Here is a 20,144-nt window from a genome sequence, read left to right on the forward strand (position 1 = left end):
TTACCAGTATTTTTGGTTAGAGGTTCCGTAGAGTTCAAGCACTCTTTTGGCATCGTTTTTCTTTTTCGCTCTTAGGTAGCTTACAGAAATGTTCTTATTGGTGTAGTAGCGTACAAGGCTGTGGTAATCCTTTACCTCTTTGTACACACGATCAATTACATCCATACGTTCTTTGTCGTTCAGCGAGAGACTTGATGATGTTATAATCTGCTTTAACTCTTTCAAAAGCTCGGTACTTTCATTGAGTAGTGCCGAATAACCATTACCGATAGCAACCAATTCCTGTGGTGTGAAATTTGGGTCGTTCATCATTTTTCCAAAGTTTTGCACATATATTTCGGACACATCGCCCACCAACAAAACCGTTTGCTGTACTTTACGGGCATCTTTCACAAGGTTGTTGATAGCTTTCAGCTTATCGTAATATTCCTTGCCCTGATCGTACACTTTCTTCACTTCGTTGAAGTTCTTTACGACATTGCTCACGGTGGAAGAAGTCTGTATGATTTCGTTCGCACTGTTGATAATTCCTGAAGCCAGATTTGCAGGGTCAGTTACTACAAATTGAGCTTTCGCTGACGGTGCTACGGCGAGCATTAGTGCCGTACACACCAGATACAATACTTTTTTCATTGTTTCTGAATTTTTAAATTGTTAATTGACTATTGATTTACTTTGTCCCGCCTTTGCATTGCGATATGCTTAATGGCGAGTTCTACATTGCCGTCGAGTTCAGCAGCAAGCTGCATCACTTCCATTTTTTCGGTTTCTTCAGTGGTGTAAGCAAGGTATTCTTCCAAACTAACTTCGGTGGCATATACTGCCGAGTGCGTACCACCTAAGCCAATCCAAACCTCTTTGTACAGACGGCTTGCATCGTTGTTCATATTGATGGAAAGTACTTGCCCTTTCTCTTTATCCGTAAGCCCTAACATCGCCTGTATGTCATCGAATTTGTTCATATACTTGCGTTGGTCTAATAGGATTTTACAATCGGAATTGTTGATGATACTTTCTTTCACAATGGGCGACTGGATAATATCATCGACCTCTTGCGTTACGACAATCGCTTCTCCGAAAAATTTGCGGACGGTCTTAAACAAATACTTGATGTATTCTGCCATTCCCTCTTTCGCTATCGCTTTCCACGCTTCTTCAATCAGGATGAGTTTGCGGATACCTTTGAGCCTTCGCATCTTGTTAATAAAGACCTCCATAATGATAATTGTGACTATGGGAAACAGGATTTTATGGTCTTTAATCGCATCAATTTCAAACACGATAAAGCGTTTGGAAAGCAGGTCTAATTGCTTATCAGAGTTCAACAGGTAATCATATTCGCCACCCTTGTAGTAGGGTTCGAGAACATTCAGGAAATTGGCGATGTCAAAGTCTTTTTCCCGTACCTGTTTTTCTTCGAGTACCTTGCGGTAATCGCCCTTCACATATTCATAGAAGCCATTGAAAGATGGATAAACATCGTCCGCTTTAATGCGTTCGATATATCCGCTTACGGCATTGGAAAGGGCAACCTCTTCCGAACGGGTTGGCGGTTCATCATCACGTTTCCAGAGTGTCAGTATCAAAGTCTTGACACTTTCTCTCTTTTCAATGTCAAACACACCATCATCAGTATAAAATGGATTAAAGGCGATCGGGTTGTCTTCCGTATAAGTAAAGTAAACACCGTCTTCGCCTTTGGTTTTTCCTTTAATGAGTTCACATAGTCCCTGATACGAATTACCTGTATCTACAAGCAATACGTGAGCTCCCTGCTCGTAATACTGCCGTACCATATGGTTTGTAAAGAACGATTTACCACTTCCCGATGGACCAAGTATAAACTTGTTCCTGTTCGTGATAATTCCACGCTTCATCGGTAAATCCGAAATATCTAAATGGATAGGTTTTCCGGTCAAACGGTCGGCCATCTTGATGCCAAATGGCGATGGCGAATTGTGGTAATTGGTTTCTTCTGTGAATAAACACAAAGCAGGTTCAATAAAAGTGTAAAAACTTTCCTCACTCGGAAAATCGCCTGCATTGCCAGGCATTCCTGCCCAATACAATGTGGCTACATCCGTAGTGTTGTGGCGTGGTTTGCATTCCATCAGTGCCAACGCACTACCGCAATCATTCTTTAGCTGTTTCAGTTCTGCCGGATCTTCCGACCACGCCATAATGTTGAAGTGTGCACGGATGGAGGATAGCCCGAAGCTGTGGGCTTCGTTCAGATACTTTTCTATCCATTCTTTGTTGATTTGGTTGGCACGGCTGTACCTTGCCAGTGAGTGCATATTCCTTGCGGACTTTTCAAACTTTTGCAGGTTGTCTTCGCTGTTATCCAAAAACAAATACTGATTGTAAATGTGATTGCAGCTTAACAGCAAACCCACAGGTGCGGCGAACGACAAACGGCAGTCGCTGCGGTCGGTGGATAGTTTTTCAAAACGGGTATCAGCCGATACCGTTCCGGGTAAATCGTCCGTATCGGACAAGGTGTGCAAGCTCAACCTTTTGTTCCCGATACGGACTTCTTCCGTTCCGAGAGCGATGTCCTGCATCGGTGCTCCGGCATCCCTTGATAGAGTTAGGTATTGTTCCAGTAATCCCTGCGTTTCTTCTGTTCCGATGATGTCATCTTCGGTAAGGCGTTTCAGGGTTATGAAACCGCTATCGTTTACGATACGCTCAAATTGTGCTACCGCTTCCATAAAGCGATGTATCGTTTCCTTGTTCCTGATTTCCTTTGGTATCAATGAACCTTTGCAAAGCGAGCTGAAGTTGCTTTGCATACGCATTCTTTCCTTAGTAGTCTTGGTTAGGAAAAGGTAGCAGTAGTGATTTAAGAACGGTCGCTCATTAAAATGGCGTTGGTAGGATTTAGCCAAAAAACTTTGGTCTTCCTTCGCCAAATCGGGAGCGTAGCTTTCTTTAATGTACCAATCCTGTTTGTGAACGACTGTAAAATCCGGTAAAGTCTTGATAGCTTTATGCCAGGCAGAATGAATGGCTTCATATTCCGCAGAAGCTACCGTAAACAGTTCTGGTAAACGAACCTCAAAGCAGGCGGTAATGTCTGCATCTTTTGAAAGAATGCAGTTGTTTTCTACTGCCAGCAAAGGAAACTTGCTTTCCAATGTGGTGGTCTTTGCTACATTTCTCATACGGCATTCTGTTTAGAAGTGGATTTTAAATAGCGTACAGGCTTGCGGCAGATGATGTAGCGCGGATGCCTTTTATTGGCCGCTATCTTCATCAATCCGTGTTCTCCATATTTCCTATTCAGTGAAAAGGTTTGCCATACAATGAGCGAAGCTCCGCCTGCTCCGAGGAACAGGCAGATGTAAGAGTTTACGCCTGCCATATACAGTATCATCACGAGGATAAGCGTACCGAGCAGCCCACCTGCGAAAATGAACAGGTATTGTGCTTTCAACCCTTTAAATTCCACTGTCCTGCCAATGCCTTTGTTTATGTTATAACTGTTCATAAAGCAAAGGATTAAAGGAAGAATGAACGCAGGATGGTAGCCGCCACGATTAAGAAGATACACGCACCGAACCAGCTCGCCGCAGTTTTCGATGTGTCGGGATCGCCTGAACTGAATTTGTTGTACACCTTAACGCCTCCGATGAGCCCAACCACCGCACCGATGGCGTAGATTAGTTGGGTTGCGGGGTCGAAATAGCTTGTTACCATTTGGGTAGCCTCGTTGATACCTGCCGAACCGTTTCCCTGTGCGAACGCACCAATTCCTGACAGCATTGCCATTGCTGCCAGCAAAACTTTTTTTCTCTGTTTTTCCATAATTGAAACACATTAATTTGTTACTGTTTTCCCGCACCTTGCGGGCTTTCGAGACAAAGGTGTTTCAGAAATCAGGGCGTGATAACAAAGTGGCAGTCAAAGGAATTGTTTGGCGGTGGGTGGCGGTCTAAGGGGGATTTTTTATAACTTAGTCACTTATTATTTTTAATAAGTTAATACTATGATAGATTTTGAAATAGCAGAAATAGAAGATGCTAATCAATTTGCCCGATTATTGAATCCAAGGGTAGATTTTGCGACACCGTACATATTCTATTATGATGAAACCAATAACATCAAAACATTCTATGTAAGAGAAAATGATTTCAATTATACATTTACAGCAAACTTCGTTTTGGGTGGACTTCTACATCAGGGAGAAGTACCAGACGTACAGCCATTGATAGATAGCTTTAAATTGCAAAAAACAGCTAAGGAAGTTAAATTCAAACATATAGCATTCGGGGATTTTCTTGATTGCCTCAAATCCCAGAAGTTAAACCTGTTCTTGCACTTTTTAAAGGATAGTGATCTTTATGTGCATTATTCAAGTCTTAATATTCTCTATTGGTCGATTGTGGACATTGTAGATTCTGCTATCATGAACTCTGATGTGGCTATGAGATTAGGCCCTGGATTTGACAACCGACTAAAGAACGACCTCTATAAACTGTGTCGTCTTGAAATAGATGCCGTTATTCAACTCTTTTATACTTTCGAATATCCTAATGTTAAACCTGAGAAAATTGGTGATTTCATTGAAGCATTGAGTAATCTTTTTGAAGCATATCTTCAGTTACCTGAATTTCATTTTGGGTTGGAATCGTTACGACAGATATTGAAAGAGTCTAAAAAGAAAGGCGAACTAGCTTTTGTTATGGATGAAAAAGATTATATTCTGCTGGCAGATCTGACACATTTTTATCTTAGACCCATTTACACTTTCAAGAATTCAACTCATATATTCGATAATGAGGATTCCATCCGAGAAGCTTTGAACGGGTATAGAATGCTAGATAAAGGAGTAGAGTTTAAAAACTATTCTTTTGTTGATTCTCAGGATAGCCAATTGACACAACTATCTGATGTTTTTGTTGGTTTCATGGGTAAATACACCAATTACAGGAATACACACAATATGGAGGAAATTAAAGCGGATATCGACTCTTTCTCAGCTTTACAATTAGAAAACATGAAGTTATTTATTGATATTATTAATAAATCAGACCAGAAAAACCCCGCCTTTCTACACGCAACAGATAGTTACGAAGAGGTAATGAAATTTGGAGAGTTGTGCGAGATTATTGCTGGAAAATAACCTAATTAGTATCAGATAACCTAAAGACAATTATATAAATAAAGCCGAAGAATTACCCTCGGCTTTATAGAGATAAAATTAAAGTTCTACAATCGAAAGAGTTTGGAGATTTTCTGCCAAATAGTAAGTTTAGGGATTTCTTGAACAACAGATTCTTCTTTTGCAATATCTGGCATTTCAAAATATTCTTCTTTATGTTTTAGATCATTTTCTCTACCTAAGTGGATTTCTCTTTCTGTCCAACGACCAGCAAACTCAATTTTATTGTTCCTTATCCAGTAGTGGGACTGACATTCAAAATTCCAATTGCCTATAGAGGGGTGAAGCGTAACTGCTTTACCATTAAAAGTCAGTTTCCAATCTGTCGGAGATAACGGGGTCACCACTTCATTACCGCATCCGCATACACATTTGTGTATTGCAGTACAGTATTCTATTGAGACATACAAAACGCCTTCCTCAACCTTTTCAGGAATGAACTCAACAAATTTATGGTGTAACATCCTCATTGAAAATTTTAGACACACTAATGGAATATGAGCTGTGATGTTCATTTTCCAGATCAACATAAATTCCAGATAACTTCTTCCATTTCAGGATAGCAAAAACAGCATTTAATGCATTCAGTTCAGCTATCTGAATGTTGGTAGCGTATTCATTATTATCAGAGTCTTCCGAAAAAATGCGGAGGGGCAGATGATCATTTTTGTCACGAGAAGCAGAAGTAACCCTTACAGCACCTGTAAGTTTATCATCAACTACATTAACCCCTAGACCTACATCGGAAAAAGCGACATCTACACTTACCAAATAATCCGTTATTATCTTCCTTACGGCATTCTTGTCTACACATACAAATACATAATCCATTTGATCCAACTCTTGTAAGTTCTCTTTCTTTACATAGTAGTCATGCCCATGGATATACTTGCGCATGTTTGAATACAACTTTTGATAATAAGATACCTTTCTCGGGTTTTCGTACAAATCATTCATTGACGCTGCACCGGGAGAACGGAAAGCATTGTGCTGGTCAAAGGTGTCCCCATCGTATATATGGATTTCTTTTACCGGAGTTTTAGCTACCAAATCCAAAATATATGCTCCAGTACCGCCCAGCCCAATAATTGCTATTTTCTGCCTTTCTAACTTTGCATTAATCATTTCGATGTTTGCGCGGCTGGAATTGGTATCAATGTATTCAAATACTGTTTCATTAGCACTGTCTGGTATGACCTTAAAAGTCTTTTCCGTAACTGAAGGGTCCAGATATTTCGCAGGTGCGGAAATGATGTCTGCGTACCTCTTGACTTTTTCATAGTAGTTCGGATATCCGGAAGCAGGCTTATTTGAAAAAGATCTATTTACCGTAACCTGATGGTTTAGTACAGAAGTAGTATTACTATGCTGGATTGCTGTAATGACTGTACCATCAATTTCACAGGGGTTATCCCCAATAAAATGTATAACATGGTTATCTGGAGTTCCCGTTCGTTCATTACAACTTAATGTAAGCGTAGTTACCAATATTCCATATTGGATTTGATTGTTTTGATCCACAAAGGGTATATGGTGGATAAGTAAATATCCACCACGTACCTCGATCTCATAACCTTCGTCTCTTAGACGTTTAAGGTCAGGACTATGATTTATCAGTTGCTGTGACATCGAAGATCATTTTATTTTTTACACGAACAATCGAACCTTTAACCATAGTGCCTTCCGGTTTTGGTTCCCAACCTCTGCTATAAGTAACCGTATAACCCTTGTTTGGGTTATTATCGTATGATCCGAAAGCCAACACAACCAACTGCTCAAAAGAGATATGTGCTTCTTTCCAAATATGTGGACGAGCATTCACAATGATTGTAAACTCCGTTGGTCTAGGCTTAGAGAAAAACTTCTCTTTACCCGGACGAGCTAAATCAATGACTTCATCATCTAATATTTGATCGTCTTGCCAACCTACCTTGATGTCAAGGAAGATATCATCTTCAACAAGTATATTACCCAGTTCTCTGATTTGAGCACCTCTGATGTATTGCTTATACCAGATAAAGGGCTTGTCATTAATGAAGAACTGAAGCTTTTTCTTTACAAAGAAATACTCGGTTTCAGGTCGAGCCAAGTTAACTTGTTTCTCATTTTCAATAAGCTCATCCTGATAAGGTTTGCTAATTGACAAAAACAACTCGGTATCTAAAGGTATCCCAGCAAGCTGTTTTAATTCTGCGCCTGTTTTGTACTGGTCAAAGGCTTCATACTCTTTACCTTCTATTACAAATGTTAGAGGTACTTTTGGATTTTGGGAATGCGATTCCCCTTCATGTTTATTTGAATTCATCTTGAATTTAAATTGATATTAATTAATATTTAATTGCTTATTGCTTATCATTTCGGCAATAAATAGGGCGTACCCTGCGATAGTTTAATTCTGATGCAATTGAAATTTTATACTATTAATACCAAGCCCCACTACCTGAATTGTATTGGCAGGAGGTTTAAAATCACGAAAAGCTTGTTTATTTCAAATAAAGGAGGTAGTTTTGAAGTGCAAAAACATTACTACCAAGAGCCTTGCAAGGGCTTTTGTTTCCCTTAAGGAATCAAGCCAGGTGATTTTCGCCTGGTTTTTTATTTTCTTACTCGCCTCTTTCTCATTAAAATTTTGTGTCTTTTACTGATTTTGGATCGTTTCCGGGTTTAACAGTGTCACTATCTCTAATTGGTCCACCATTTGGGCGATGTATTCTAACTTCTCCTCCGCCATTATTTGATGAAAACTGTTTTGCTAGTTGTTCAGCTTGCTTTTGAGTACTGGCAATTGCTGAAGCTTTCTTGCCGCCTTCCTTTTGGACATTCCATCCGTCTTGCCCTTTTTTTTGTGTTACATGGTAATTTGCCATAATTATATGTTTTTTTTTAAAATTCTTAAATTAAACTCTTGGTACAATTCGAGCTGCAGTTTTGATATCAACCGCTTGAACTCCAAGAGACTGGAGCATTTGTCGCATGTCATTAAATACTGGTTTCTCACTATTAGGATCTGAAATTGTTAGTATTGCTGTAAATGGTACACCAGCAGCTGGTATAGTTACACCATCTCTTGATAAGTACTCTACATCTAGTTTCCATTCTGTCGATGGTCCAACTCCTCGGGGGAAAGTTTTTTCATAAACTTTCACTGGACTCCATTTAAAAGAATGTTCAATCTGATCTTTCTCGTATAAACTTCCGTCACCTTCTTCTGGCGTATAAATTGCATTCAACCTTCCTTTGTAGTTACCATTATTTTGTAGCTGCCTTAAAGCTGCGTCGATATTTATTCTTACAAACTCAGATCCAAATCTGTAATCAAACCTTGGAGTGCTTACAATGGTGAGTTTTGCGTGCCCAAAGCATTTACCATCCCTTACTAAACTTGAAGGCCATGAAAATTTAAAACTCATTTTATGACCACTTATAGCTCGGTTTGCAAATACTAATGTTATTGCAGATGAATTTCCGTTCAAAATGTTTTCAGAACCATCCGGCATGCCAAATCCAACCAAGTGTTTGGAGACATTTCTCAAATTTTTATCGTTGAGAGACTCTGGCAATACAGCATGATGAATTCCGAGAGCGATTAGTGTTTCCCTTGAAACTATACCTTCAATCGAATGATCAAGACTTGCTAAAGTCTTTGCAACATTAGGAGCAGCGTAGCTAGTTCCGCAACCATCTACAATGTTACTCGTTGGATCTAAAGATAGAAGACCATGTCCTAAAGTTGGGTGACTAGTTCCAGAACCACCAATATGAGCAAAATCAGGTTTGAGTCCTACTCGTAGTCCAGGTCCTCGACAACTGTAACTACTTAGAGCATAGGGAACAACACCTTCCAGATGCGGAGGATTTAAAGCTGAAACACTTATATTACGACAGCTTTCAGCTGGTTTTTTAATAGCATCATTTCTCGAAGAAGCTAATATTTTTAATGCATCAAAATGATCCACAGGCCATTCTTTTCTAATATCTCTAGGATGTGTATTACCCGCCGAAATAACAAAAACGACATCGTTTTCTTCTGCAATTTTGTCCAAAATTTGTGCTGGAACGCTATAGCCTGTAGTTGATGCATGCTCTTCTATATTCAGGCTGAAGTTAAATATTCGAACTCCAGTTCTAGCTTTTAATTCCTGAACAGCAGTTTCAAGTTCATTAAAAAATTCTAGAGGTTTTGAATAGTACGAGCTATATCTATCAGCACGAGGTAATATATCAAGATCTATAATTTTACAACCATCAATTTCCCTGCAAATAGCCTTTCCATTTAATTGTTGGCCAAATATTGCTAATCCAGCTATAAAAGTACCGTGATTTTCGTCTTTGTCCATGCTGCTAATTAATCCCCAACGATCTTCTATCCAGTCGCCATAAACATCTGAAACACCTCCGTCTACAACGCATATTTTTGGATATGAGCCTTCATGATCAGGAGCAAGAACAGTAAAGTTTTCACCTTTGACCTGAGACTTGACAGTTGAGCTTTGTGTAATGATGGGAGGAAGAGTAACTTTTTTTACCAATGGATGATTTCCCAAATATTCTAATAATTCGTTATGTCTCTCCAAGTTTAGGTCAATAGATTTTTTCTCACCTGATTTGCCTGCTGTTGATGATGAGTAAAGCTGTATTACAGGAGTTGAATCGGTTTTTTCTAATTTGATACCAAATACAATAGATGAGCCCTGACCAGTAGTAATTCTTGACACAAATAAGCCTGTGCCTAAAATGGTTAACCCGCCAAAAAAGCTATCAAACAAATCGAATTTGTATTTGCTTAGTAAATCCCAATCTTGCCTCGCCGGAGGAGCTTCAAACAATTCTACCATATACGAACCGCCAGTTTGAGGATTAGATAGCCATTTTACGGCTTCTTTAACAGAAAAATTCCTTTTGTCACTTGCAGTATATGGGCTAATTCCTTCAATTGCACCGACTTCACTTCTTAATCTTGAAGGATTAGGTTCATTCTTCCCATTCTTTTCTTTATATCTTGTTTCGGGTTCAGCCTGTCCAACTTTAGTATTTATTTTATCAATACTTTCTGGCGTCAGTTCGACAAATAATTCTCCCAAATCTCCAGCTCCAATTATAGGAGCAACATCCCTTTTAAAAACTTGTGAAGTTGGGCGATGACTTTTTGCTAATGCCGTTTGCTTTAATGTAACTTTCGCATAAGAAACCTTAGCAAAACTATTTACCAATTGCATGCTCTTTATCTCACTAAGCTGATTTTGAATGTTATCTCGATGCTCTATGAATTCAGTATCATTTCCGGCAAAAAAGTCTTTAGAACCACCGCCACCATTATTTTCTAATGCCTCGATAAAAGCATCGCTATTTAATACTATTTGAACAGGACTATTTGCCATAACTTATATTTTTTCAGAATCTTTAAATTTCGATAGCTGCTTACTCAAAGTTGACGGGGTCATTCCGAACAATGATGCTAGATCTTTCTGTTTAAAAGAGTAAACCTTATCGTTTAACAGCATGTTTATAAAATCTTCATCACTGTGAACCATAACATTTCTCTTTTTTGTGTCTACCCTTCCAGAGTTGAGTACAGCAAATTGCTTCATTACTTCTACGATATTGCTTTTCTTTTCTAAGACAAAAGCTCTCTTTAGCCATTTTGAAAGCATTTCTGCATCAGCACCTGATGAACCATCTAGGCACCATGCTAAAAATTTAATCTCACTTTCGTTAAATTCTAAAGGCGTAATAAAATTCTTGAGTAATTGAATCATTACTTCGGGAGAAGGTTTAGGAATTTCAACCTGTATATCAAACCTTCTCCAAATAGCGGGATCAAGAAGACTTTCATGGTTGGTTACACCAATGGTAAAACCTTTTTCATGACGTGAATCTAGACTTTGCAACAACGTATTGACTACTCTTTTTACTTCACCAACCTCCTGTGGATCGTTACGGAGTTTAGCAATTGCATCAAACTCATCAAGAAGTAAGATGCATTTATACCTATTAGCAAAAGCGAACAGATTACCAATATTTCGAGATGTAGTTCCTAAATACGAAGACATAAGCCCTTCTAACCTTGCCAGCACTACAGGTAATCCAATTTGTTTTGCAATCCATTTTGCTAAATGTGTTTTACCAGTTCCTGGCGCACCATAAATTAAGCAAGAGCTAGCAGGAGTAGCATTAATTTCTAAAAGTTGATCGAATTTACTCCATTCATTTACAATTGAGTGAATAGCAAGCTGGATATTACCATCAAACATTGGGGCTTTTTCTGGTAGATCATCAGGAAAAAAAATCTCTGCCAATGGAGTTGATGTCTCCTTATCTACAGGAATCGATGTCTTAGGAGTTACTTCCTCGCCTTTTAAAACAACGAAAGATCTTTGGATTTTACTTGGAGACATGTCAAGCGATGATTCAGAAGCAGTCAACAAAGCCTCCAATGACTTTGCCTCTTTAGCAAACCCATCTTTTTCCAGACTTTCTTTTAATCTTCTAATTTGATGCGTGACAGCTTCATTCGGCGTTGCCAATGCGGACCTGCTTAGAGCTTGTACTATACTGAAATATTTGAGCATTTGCTTATTTGTTTCTTAAGTTATAAATGCAAATATAGTAATAAATTTCCAAAACAAGATTTTTATTTCCATTTTTTGATATAAATTTCCAAAAAAAAGATTTTAGTTTCTATTTTCTATTAAAAACAAGTTTAACGACATGAAAGTGAGTATGTTTCATGAATATTAATAAATGGGGAGCATTGCAAATAGAAAAGGGAGCTTGCTATCAAACAAACTCCCAATGTCAAAATTCTCCAAAATCATTTTCCACAAAACAAAAGAATAAACTTCAGTTTCAAAGAAAAGGTAACTGCCCAATAGCTAGCTTTTTAGCATGCTTAATTCACATTCTGCGACCTTTTCTTTTGCTGAATTCACTTTCCTCTGGCTTTGGACTAGTAGATTTTTTTTGTCCTACCTTTACTTCTTGTCCATTGTTTTGCTTTACGGTTTCCGCAAAACGGGTCTGATGCCACGGTATTACTTTGGCGTCAAATTTCAGTTGCACTCCATGTTTTTTTAAATAGTCTGAACTATTTAAGTCACCCGCTTTGTTTTGACCAATTGGGTCAAGGGTACGTTTGCCGGGAATTTGTACAACAATAAGGTCTTTGGGAACCTCCTTGACATTGAGGCTCACTTCCTGAAAGGTATGTGTCCCTTGATTGTACGGAATTGTATAGGTGTCGTCTTTGTACGAATAATAATGTTTGAGTTCGGAAAAGATGATGCCCCGTGACCAGATATCATCTTTAGGGTGCAATTTGTCATTGAATAAGTCAATATAGAAGGTATGCCCCGCAATATCTATTGTTGGAATAATACCTTTGTAAGCAATTTTATCGAACGCATCCTGATTAACCATTAGTTTGAAATCGTCCATTCCCGCCATAATATCTTCGGAAATATTATATTTCTTTGACATCCCAGTTGGGTCGAGTTTTACAAAGTCGGGTATCTCTGCTAATTTTGCTCCTGGTTCGGCATATGTCGTCAAGCCCTTTGTGTTTGGGCTGTACCAAAATCTGTAGCCCTGTACTGCTTTTTCTTCCATGTCGGATAGAGAAATTACATTTTTCGGATTGGCTTTTTGACGGAGTTCCAACTGATTGACATCGACGATAAATTCTGTTCCGAATACTTTATATGTCGGAAGTACCCTTTGTGTATCGGTTGGTATCTTATACAGATTGTCCTTTGGCTGGTTGACAATATATTCTTCTTTTGGATGTAGCTGTTCGGCAACATTACGTTTTATATGCTCAATCACATTGGTATCTACCCACGGCAGGGTACGCGCTTCAAAGTGCATTTGTTTCACATCCTGATCAGTTAGGCTATTACCATGCTTTCTATTCCATCCCACTATATCCAATTCATACTGATTGGGAAACTGCACTATGATAATATCAGTAGGCAGTTCGGTCATTTTAGAAACATCGTCCTGCTGAAATTCGCGTTTTGTTGGATTATAGGGAATAACAAATGCCCGTCTGTCTCGGTCATAATAATCTTTTATTTCAGTAAAGTCTATGCCTTTGGATATAAAGTCGTCCTTTGGCCGTAGTTTGTTCATGCGTAAATCCACGTAGAATGTATGACCTGCAATATCAAGTGTAGGTAGCATGCCTTTATTCAAACGCAGGTCAAGCAAACTGCCCGGTTCTATATTGGTATTAGGCAATCCATTTTCCATATTTTCTTATTTTAAAAGACAAAGGGAAGTCTATACAAACTCCCCAATGTCAAAATCATTCAAATCATTTTTCCGCAAAGTGGAAGAACCGGCTTCCGTTTCAGATGAGAGTGTGCTATCCAAAAGCTCGGCAATTTTTCGGGAGGCACCCTCGATGGAATTTTCCAGCAGACTGAATAATTCAGTCCCCTGTATTCTTTGAACTATATCTACCGCTGTTTCCTTTTGTGATTGTTCCAAATTCTCTTTTTGGAGCAATGCACCTACGGAGCTTAGTTCTTCAAAGGTAACCCCTTGGGCAAGACTGTTATCGCCACTGGATATTCCATACCTATTCCAATCTTCTTCCTCTTCCTCCAAATCAGGCATATTACTGAAAACTTCGTCCAGCTCTTCCTTGCGGATTTGAATGCCGACGTTTTCATTTTCGTCGTATTCAATGTCTAAATTAGCAGGGTTTATCTCCGGTTCCTCAATTTGGCGTTCAGTGGCAGTGTTTGGCACTGAAAGGCGTTCTACGGATTTAGGTTGCCCCATAATATCGGGCAGGTTCGGATTGAATTTCTTCTGCGGAGGTTCTTGCTTTGACCTTTTATGAATGACAATCTTATCCTGCAAAAGCAGGACAATGACTATCAGCAGGCATATCACAATTACTATTTCCATAACGTAGGGTTTTTAAAATAAGCCTTTGTATTTTTCGTTGAACTCCTTTGTAATCATATCTTCAAACACTTTAAAATGATGTTCAAGAATATTATTGAGATAGGCAAACAAGGGTATTTTATCATCGCCTATAATCTGTACAATGCGGGTTAAACGTTCGTGATGTGCAGGACTTAGGTATATACTTTTATTGCCTCTTTTCTGCATTTTATTCATTTGCATAAATGCGTTTTCATAGGTTGTTTTAGTCGTATTGCTAACTGTATCGGAGCTGTTGCCGGATACAATAGCATTCCTGTTCTTTTTATCTTTCTTCATTATAGAATGGGTTTAAAATGTTCGTTGAAATAATTGGTAATATCGTCCCCGTACTCCCTGAAATGATTTTCAAGAATGTTGTCAATGTAAGAGTAGAGCGTAGTTCTTTCTTCCCTTGTCAGTTGAACGATGCGGAGCAATCTTTCGTGGTATTCAGGGCGTATGTAAACCACCTTTCCGTTACGCCCCGATGGAAACCGATTGACCAAAAATGTTTCCTCGTAGTCTGCTTTCTTTGATGAACTATTCCGGGCTTTTTCCCTGGGCTTGGTTTCCTTTGGTACATCCTGCTCTTTATTATTGCTCGGTGGAGCAACAGGCTCATCGCCACTTATGACGTTCATAAGGTATTCCTCATCAACATTGGGCTTTTCAAAATCGTTGTTTTTGTTATCTGAAGCCATACTTTACTGTTTTTATAGATGAACGATTTTTAAAAACTCCTCGACAAATAAATCCATTTTGGTTGCTTTCATTAGCTGTGGTTCGGCAGGCAGCAAACTTGACCGGAATACATAACTGCCCGTGTCGTCTGTTTCCTTTCGGAAACGCTTGCTATCCATTATCCTTGTTTCCATTATGGGCAGGTTGAGTTCTTTGATGACACTTTGATACGCATCATACAAACCTGTTTTTTCCCTGCCGTCCACTTGGTTCCAAAACAGCCATATCTCTTGTTCGGGATTGCCCTCGTCCGTTTGGGGAAGTCCGAGAAAGGCTTTGGTAAAGCCCAATGTACTTTCCACTACCAAACGGTCGGCAGTAATGGGCGAAAAGATAAAGTCCATTTTTTTCAAGGTAGTCAGTACGCCTTTGGTATTGGCTGTTCCCGGCAGGTCGAAGAAAACCACATCCGGTACAACCGCCGACTGGCTTCTATATTCCGATGCTTTCTCCAGAGCCGTTTCAGCCTTGCATTTGATAATCGGGTACGCTTTTTTGTTGATGGCTTGGAACTGCTTCATTGCTGCCTTTTTATGGTAGTCGTTCTGCATTATGGTTCTCTTATCCCGTTCACGCATATTGGTCAGGCTGTGCTGTGGAAAGTCGCAGTCCATTACCAGCACATTAAAACCTAAACGGTAATGAAGTACACTTGCCAGCAAGGTGGTCATCGTAGATTTTCCCACACCGCCCTTTTGGGTGGAGAAACTGATTTTTAAAGTTTTCTTTGTCGTTTCCATTATTTAAAAATTTATTGTTACACACTTTATTTGTTTTGCAGGATTGAATATTGGTTTATCTGATTATTACCTCATTCCTATATTCCTGCATTCCCTTTTGCGTACTTTTCTGCACAGGTATTTGCTTTCATTTTTGCCTTGTCAGGTACATTCTTTGGCAAGTGGCAAAACTTGCAACAGGTAAATTGCTTTACCGCTTTTATGCTTTTACACTTTTATTGTTTTATTGTTTTATGCTTTTAAAACCCTATGCTTTTATTCCAAACCGCTTGTTTTCAAACCTGATTTTCTTCTTTGTTGAAATACATTTTTTACTACCTGCACTAAAATTATACGGCAAATAAAGAGATTGATTTGACCGCTGATTGCGGTGTGGCAGTGTTTGGCGTTCAAAGGCAGTGTTTGGCACTGTTATACAGTACAATGCTTTCGTAAACAGGGCTTTACTTTGTACAATGATTTTTATTAATGGATTTATGCAAAATTCTTTTGACAAATCGGAGGGTAACGGGAACGGCATCGAGCCGTTTTTCCCTGTTACATTTAATCCGTCCCGCAGGGCGGATTTTTGTGTTCAACAGAACACGGCAAGTTGTGTTTTAAGGCACTCGAAACCGAGTTAGTGCCTCAAAACAACTTGCCCTGCTTGGAGCTTAAAAAACGTCTTTCCGAAGTCAGCGTTTTTGTGTGAATTTAAAATGAATTAGTGATGAACGAGAACAATAACAAAAAACAGAATAAGGGCGGACGGAGAGCTAAGACCGACCCAAGCATCCACCGCCACGTTTTCCGCCTTACGGACGAAGAAAACGCCAAACTTTTATCGCTTTTTGAAGCATCGGGAATGCCCAATAAAGCAAAGTTTATTATTTACCTGCTGTTTAGTAAGGAAATGAAATCGGTTAAAATTGACAAGGGAACGGTTGATTTTTATATGCGACTGACTTCTTTTCACAGCCAGTTTCGTTCCGTAGGTATAAACTATAACCAGATTTTAAAGCTGCTGTACAAGAATTTTTCCGAGAAAAAAGCCGCGGCATTCCTGTACAAATTGGAAAAACAGACGGCTGAAATGGCGATGCTATGCCAAAAAATCATTCAGCTAACCGAAGAATTTGATGCGAAGTATATGAAAAAATAGCCTTAGAAATGATAGCGAAAATCGGAAGAAGCGGAAATTTACACGGGGCTTTGGCGTACAATCATCTTAAAGTGGTAAATGAAAACGGAAAAATTTTGTTTACCAATAAAATGATAGAAACACCTCACGGCCTCTATTCCGTTGCCCAATTAGCACAATCTTTTGCACCTTACCTGATATCCAACCGCAATACCGAGAAACATACGTTGCATATTTCACTCAATCCCGACCCAAAAGACAAGGTAAGTGATGACAAGTTCAGGGAAATGGCAGAGAAGTATATGCGTGAAATGGGTTACGGTGAACAACCTTTTATAGTCTTTAAACATACTGATATTGACCGCAGTCATATCCATATTGTATCAGTTTGTGTGGACGCGGAGGGCAAAAAGATTTCGGACAAGTTCGAAAAAATGCGGTCTATGAAAGTGTGCCGTGAACTCGAAAGGAAACAAGATTTGATACCCGCAACGGAAAAGGAGCATCGGCAGAACGACAAGGTTTTCCGGCAGGTAGATTATAAAGCAGGCGATGTGAAAAGTCAGATAGCTTCAGTAGTCCGACACCTGCCGAACTATTATCAATGCCAAACTTTGGGAGAATACAATGCTCTGCTTTCCCTGTTCAATGTTACCACCGAAAAAGTAGAGGGTGAATTGCAGGGGCAGTTACGGCAAGGTTTACTGTACATTCCCTTAAATGCAAAAGGGGATAGAGCCGGGCATCCGTTTAAGGCTTCGCTTTTCGGAAAGAACGCAGGGTTACCGACTTTGGAATTACATTTTGCAAAAAATAAAGAGGCTTTAAAAGCTCACCCGACAAAGCCAACCATTAAAGCTGCCGTTACCATTGCCCTAAAGTCAACAAGTGATGAGCAGGCTTTTAAAAAATGGTTAAGCGAACAGGGCATTAATGTAGTGGTTCGTAGAAATGACACAGGACGTATTTACGGAATAACTTTTATAGACCATAATTCTAAAACGGTTTGGAACGGCTCACGATTGGGAAAGGAACTTTCTGCCAATACATTTAATGATTGTTGGAACAATAATATCAAACTGGAAATTAAAGAGCCTGTTGAACCACAATCGAAAATATCAGGACCTCATGAAGCAGAACTACCTACTGAAGAACCACATCATTTGTTCGACTTCCTGAATACTTCTGAAAAACACGAAGACGGCTTGATTGAGGCGTTAGGTGGATTGTTGCCCGAAGACCGGGGCGAAGATTACGAGGAACAGGATTTTGCCAACAAAATGAAGAAGAAAAGAAAACGTCAAAGATAGAAATAAGCCAAACACGGCCACGCACTGCCATTAACTGCCACATTCTTATAGTAACTATTTAGAGCCATTAAATTCACGCCCGAACATTAAAACTAATAAATAATGCAGGGAGAAGACGATTTAAGAGGTTTAGCCAAAATAATGGCTTTTATGCGGGCAGTAAGTATCCTTTTGGTACTGATGCACCTTTATTGGTTCTGCTATGGTTTCTTTATAGAACGTCACTGGACTTTAGAAGTAATCAACAAAATATTAGGTAATTTTCAGCGTACGGCTGGACTATTTTCGCACACCTTATATACCAAACTGTTTGCCTTGGTAATGTTGGCATTAAGCTGTTTAGGTACAAAAGGCGTAAAGAATGATAAAATAACCTGGTCTAAAATTTATGTGGCTTTGGGGATTGGCTTTATCCTGTTTTTTCTGAATGCACCTTTATTAAGGCTATCAATAAACACCGCCACAATCCTTTATATCCTTACCACAAGTTTAGGTTATATCTTTTTAATGGTAGCCGGAGTTTGGATGGGCCGATTGCTCCGTACCAATCTGATGGATGATGTTTTCAATAATGAGAACGAGAGTTTTCATCAGGAAACTAAATTGATGGAAAACGAATACTCCGTCAATCTTCCCACAAAGTTTTATTACAAAGGAAAATGGAACAATGGCTGGATTAACATAGTCAATCCTTTTCGAGCCTCGATTGTGTTGGGAACTCCAGGTTCAGGAAAATCGTACGCAATCGTAAACAACTATATCAAGCAACAGATTGAGAAAGGGTTCTCAATGTACATCTACGATTTCAAATTTGACGACCTTTCTACCATTGCCTACAATCATCTATTGAAGCATCGGGATAAGTACAAAGTTCAGCCCAAATTCTACGTGATAAATTTTGATGACCCACGCAAGAGCCACCGTTGCAATCCACTCAATCCCGACTTTATGACAGACATTTCTGATGCTTATGAAGCAGCATATACCATTATGCTGAACCTTAATCGAAGCTGGATACAGAAGCAAGGGGATTTTTTCGTGGAAAGCCCAATTATCCTATTGGCAGCAATAATTTGGTATCTGAAAATATACCAGAACGGTAAGTATTGCACTTTCCCACACGCTATCGAATTGCTAAATAAAAAGTATTCGGATGTATTTACTATTTTAACTTCATATCCTGATTTGGAGAATTATCTGTCTCCCTTTATGGATGCGTGGCAAGGAGGGGCACAAGATCAGTTACAAGGACAAATAGCATCGGCAAAAATTCCTTTATCAAGAATGATTTCGCCGCAACTCTATTGGGTAATGACAGGCGATGATTTTTCGTTGGACATCAACAATCCAAAAGAGCCGAAGATTTTATGTGTAGGTAATAATCCTGACCGCCAGAATATTTATTCGGCTGCATTGGGTTTGTACAATTCAAGAATTGTAAAGCTCATCAACAAAAAAGGGCAATTAAAGAGTTCCGTTATTATAGATGAGCTACCCACGATTTACTTTAGAGGGCTGGATAACCTTATCGCAACGGCAAGAAGTAATAAGGTGGCAGTTTGTTTGGGCTTTCAGGATTTTTCGCAATTAACAAGGGATTACGGCGACAAAGAGAGCAAAGTTATTCAGAATACAGTAGGTAATATTTTCAGTGGTCAGGTGGTTGGCGAAACGGCAAAGAGCCTTTCGGAAAGGTTCGGAAAAGTGTTGCAGAAACGCCAAAGTCTGACTATTAACCGTAACGATAAATCAACTTCTATATCCACACAGTTAGACAGCCTTATTCCGGCTTCCAAAATTTCAACGCTTACTCAGGGTATGTTTGTTGGATCTGTATCAGATAACTTCGATGAACGTATCGAACAAAAAATATTTCACGCTGAAATCGTGGTGAATAATGAAAAGGTAGCTTCCGAAGCAAAAGCCTATCAAAAGATACCGCATATTTTATCCTTTGTAGATGAGCAGGGCGATGATAAAATGAAACAACAGATTGAAAGCAATTACCGTCAAATAAAACAAGACATTGTACAGATTATCGAAACCGAATTGGAGCGTATCAAAAACGACCCAAATTTGCAGCATTTGGTACAAAAAGAATAGCCAATGGAAGTATATGAAAAAAGCTGGTC

19 protein-coding genes are annotated in these 20,144 nt (G+C 39.1%); 4 read left to right on the forward strand and 15 right to left on the reverse strand.

Annotated elements, in window-relative coordinates; translation table 11 throughout:
* Genes ACWPWS_RS08200 through ACWPWS_RS08215 form a run of 4 tightly spaced genes read right to left on the reverse strand, consistent with a single transcriptional unit; the run spans nt 1 to nt 3,810 of the window.
* Complete coding sequence (locus tag ACWPWS_RS08200) at nt 1–633, reverse strand: DUF4141 domain-containing protein (RefSeq protein ID WP_434394066.1); 633 nt, start codon at nt 631–633, stop codon at nt 1–3.
* Between the two features lie 29 nt (nt 634–662).
* Nucleotides 663–3,167, reverse strand: coding sequence for a TraG family conjugative transposon ATPase (locus tag ACWPWS_RS08205; protein ID WP_434394065.1), 2,505 nt, complete (start codon nt 3,165–3,167; stop codon nt 663–665).
* Nucleotides 3,164–3,493: a DUF4133 domain-containing protein gene (locus ACWPWS_RS08210; protein ID WP_434394064.1), complete on the reverse strand. Its 330-nt coding sequence runs from the start codon at nt 3,491–3,493 to the stop codon at nt 3,164–3,166. Before ACWPWS_RS08210 ends, ACWPWS_RS08205 begins: the two co-directional genes overlap by 4 nt.
* Before the next feature lie 11 nt (nt 3,494–3,504).
* The gene (locus ACWPWS_RS08215; RefSeq protein WP_086949882.1) at nt 3,505–3,810 is read right to left on the reverse strand and encodes a DUF4134 domain-containing protein; all 306 of its coding nucleotides are present in this window, start codon (nt 3,808–3,810) and stop codon (nt 3,505–3,507) included.
* Between the two features lie 181 nt (nt 3,811–3,991).
* On the opposite strand from ACWPWS_RS08215, the gene ACWPWS_RS08220 reads away from it, so the two are divergent.
* Nucleotides 3,992–5,128 (forward strand): DUF3800 domain-containing protein, encoded by a 1,137-nt coding sequence (locus ACWPWS_RS08220; RefSeq protein WP_191180535.1) that lies wholly within the window; start codon nt 3,992–3,994, stop codon nt 5,126–5,128.
* Nucleotides 5,129–5,214: 86 nt separating this feature from the next.
* Here the strand turns inward: ACWPWS_RS08220 and ACWPWS_RS08225 are convergent, their stop codons facing one another.
* The 11 genes from ACWPWS_RS08225 to ACWPWS_RS08275 form a co-directional block, all read right to left on the reverse strand.
* The gene (locus tag ACWPWS_RS08225) at nt 5,215–5,631 is read right to left on the reverse strand and encodes a DUF6527 family protein (protein WP_434394063.1); all 417 of its coding nucleotides are present in this window, start codon (nt 5,629–5,631) and stop codon (nt 5,215–5,217) included.
* Nucleotides 5,618–6,796, reverse strand: coding sequence for a ThiF family adenylyltransferase (locus ACWPWS_RS08230; protein WP_434394062.1), 1,179 nt, complete (start codon nt 6,794–6,796; stop codon nt 5,618–5,620). The genes ACWPWS_RS08225 and ACWPWS_RS08230 overlap by 14 nt, the downstream gene beginning before the upstream one ends.
* Complete coding sequence (locus ACWPWS_RS08235; protein WP_454046181.1) at nt 6,771–7,472, reverse strand: multiubiquitin domain-containing protein; 702 nt, start codon at nt 7,470–7,472, stop codon at nt 6,771–6,773. The genes ACWPWS_RS08230 and ACWPWS_RS08235 overlap by 26 nt, the downstream gene beginning before the upstream one ends.
* Nucleotides 7,473–7,788: 316 nt before the next feature.
* Nucleotides 7,789–8,034 carry a DUF2188 domain-containing protein gene (locus ACWPWS_RS08240; protein WP_078704232.1) on the reverse strand — a complete coding sequence of 82 codons (246 nt, stop codon included), beginning with the start codon at nt 8,032–8,034 and terminating at the stop codon, nt 7,789–7,791.
* Between the two features lie 30 nt (nt 8,035–8,064).
* Nucleotides 8,065–10,545, reverse strand: a complete 2,481-nt coding sequence (locus ACWPWS_RS08245) for a S8 family serine peptidase (RefSeq protein WP_434394060.1) — start codon at nt 10,543–10,545, stop codon at nt 8,065–8,067.
* A gap of 3 nt (nt 10,546–10,548) precedes the next feature.
* Nucleotides 10,549–11,736, reverse strand: a complete 1,188-nt coding sequence (locus ACWPWS_RS08250; RefSeq protein ID WP_120181096.1) for an AAA family ATPase — start codon at nt 11,734–11,736, stop codon at nt 10,549–10,551.
* Nucleotides 11,737–12,061: 325 nt separating this feature from the next.
* On the reverse strand, nt 12,062–13,414 hold the full coding sequence (locus tag ACWPWS_RS08255) for a hypothetical protein (protein WP_191179250.1): 1,353 nt from the start codon (nt 13,412–13,414) through the stop codon (nt 12,062–12,064).
* A gap of 30 nt (nt 13,415–13,444) precedes the next feature.
* Entirely contained in the window at nt 13,445–14,080 is a 636-nt protein-coding gene (locus ACWPWS_RS08260) for a conjugal transfer protein TraD (protein ID WP_434394059.1), read from the reverse strand.
* Between the two features lie 12 nt (nt 14,081–14,092).
* Nucleotides 14,093–14,398 carry a DUF3408 domain-containing protein gene (locus ACWPWS_RS08265; protein WP_078702688.1) on the reverse strand — a complete coding sequence of 102 codons (306 nt, stop codon included), beginning with the start codon at nt 14,396–14,398 and terminating at the stop codon, nt 14,093–14,095.
* On the reverse strand, nt 14,398–14,802 hold the full coding sequence (locus ACWPWS_RS08270) for a DUF3408 domain-containing protein (protein WP_434394058.1): 405 nt from the start codon (nt 14,800–14,802) through the stop codon (nt 14,398–14,400). Before ACWPWS_RS08270 ends, ACWPWS_RS08265 begins: the two co-directional genes overlap by 1 nt.
* A gap of 12 nt (nt 14,803–14,814) precedes the next feature.
* Nucleotides 14,815–15,582, reverse strand: a complete 768-nt coding sequence (locus ACWPWS_RS08275; protein ID WP_191179254.1) for a ParA family protein — start codon at nt 15,580–15,582, stop codon at nt 14,815–14,817.
* Nucleotides 15,583–16,291: 709 nt separating this feature from the next.
* Between ACWPWS_RS08275 and mobA the strand changes: the two genes are divergently transcribed.
* The 3 genes from mobA to mobC all read left to right on the forward strand — a co-directional run bounded on the left by mobA (nt 16,292) and on the right by mobC (nt 20,115).
* On the forward strand, nt 16,292–16,723 hold the full coding sequence (mobA, locus tag ACWPWS_RS08280) for a conjugal transfer protein MobA (RefSeq protein ID WP_072996064.1): 432 nt from the start codon (nt 16,292–16,294) through the stop codon (nt 16,721–16,723).
* An 8-nt stretch (nt 16,724–16,731) separates the two neighbouring features.
* Entirely contained in the window at nt 16,732–18,012 is a 1,281-nt protein-coding gene (mobB, locus tag ACWPWS_RS08285; protein ID WP_072996062.1) for a conjugal transfer protein MobB, read from the forward strand.
* A 102-nt stretch (nt 18,013–18,114) separates the two neighbouring features.
* On the forward strand, nt 18,115–20,115 hold the full coding sequence (gene mobC, locus ACWPWS_RS08290) for a conjugal transfer protein MobC (protein ID WP_070562173.1): 2,001 nt from the start codon (nt 18,115–18,117) through the stop codon (nt 20,113–20,115).
* The last annotated feature ends 29 nt before the right edge of the window (nt 20,116–20,144 follow it).

The organism is Chryseobacterium sp. Marseille-Q8038 (genome assembly GCF_965111995.1).

Coding starts and splice junctions, on each gene's coding strand:
- ACWPWS_RS08210 (WP_434394064.1), bottom strand. CDS start 3,493: ATGAACAGTTATAACATAAACAAAGGCATTGGCAGGACAGTGGAATTT.
- ACWPWS_RS08200 (WP_434394066.1), bottom strand. CDS start 633: ATGAAAAAAGTATTGTATCTGGTGTGTACGGCACTAATGCTCGCCGTA.
- mobA (WP_072996064.1), top strand. CDS start 16,292: ATGAACGAGAACAATAACAAAAAACAGAATAAGGGCGGACGGAGAGCT.
- ACWPWS_RS08235 (WP_454046181.1), bottom strand. CDS start 7,472: ATGAATTCAAATAAACATGAAGGGGAATCGCATTCCCAAAATCCAAAA.
- ACWPWS_RS08205 (WP_434394065.1), bottom strand. CDS start 3,167: ATGAGAAATGTAGCAAAGACCACCACATTGGAAAGCAAGTTTCCTTTG.
- ACWPWS_RS08215 (WP_086949882.1), bottom strand. CDS start 3,810: ATGGAAAAACAGAGAAAAAAAGTTTTGCTGGCAGCAATGGCAATGCTG.
- ACWPWS_RS08225 (WP_434394063.1), bottom strand. CDS start 5,631: ATGTTACACCATAAATTTGTTGAGTTCATTCCTGAAAAGGTTGAGGAA.
- ACWPWS_RS08240 (WP_078704232.1), bottom strand. CDS start 8,034: ATGGCAAATTACCATGTAACACAAAAAAAAGGGCAAGACGGATGGAAT.
- ACWPWS_RS08265 (WP_078702688.1), bottom strand. CDS start 14,398: ATGAAGAAAGATAAAAAGAACAGGAATGCTATTGTATCCGGCAACAGC.
- ACWPWS_RS08250 (WP_120181096.1), bottom strand. CDS start 11,736: ATGCTCAAATATTTCAGTATAGTACAAGCTCTAAGCAGGTCCGCATTG.
- mobC (WP_070562173.1), top strand. CDS start 18,115: ATGCAGGGAGAAGACGATTTAAGAGGTTTAGCCAAAATAATGGCTTTT.
- ACWPWS_RS08220 (WP_191180535.1), top strand. CDS start 3,992: ATGATAGATTTTGAAATAGCAGAAATAGAAGATGCTAATCAATTTGCC.
- ACWPWS_RS08245 (WP_434394060.1), bottom strand. CDS start 10,545: ATGGCAAATAGTCCTGTTCAAATAGTATTAAATAGCGATGCTTTTATC.
- ACWPWS_RS08260 (WP_434394059.1), bottom strand. CDS start 14,080: ATGGAAATAGTAATTGTGATATGCCTGCTGATAGTCATTGTCCTGCTT.
- ACWPWS_RS08270 (WP_434394058.1), bottom strand. CDS start 14,802: ATGGCTTCAGATAACAAAAACAACGATTTTGAAAAGCCCAATGTTGAT.
- ACWPWS_RS08275 (WP_191179254.1), bottom strand. CDS start 15,582: ATGGAAACGACAAAGAAAACTTTAAAAATCAGTTTCTCCACCCAAAAG.
- mobB (WP_072996062.1), top strand. CDS start 16,732: ATGATAGCGAAAATCGGAAGAAGCGGAAATTTACACGGGGCTTTGGCG.
- ACWPWS_RS08230 (WP_434394062.1), bottom strand. CDS start 6,796: ATGTCACAGCAACTGATAAATCATAGTCCTGACCTTAAACGTCTAAGA.
- ACWPWS_RS08255 (WP_191179250.1), bottom strand. CDS start 13,414: ATGGAAAATGGATTGCCTAATACCAATATAGAACCGGGCAGTTTGCTT.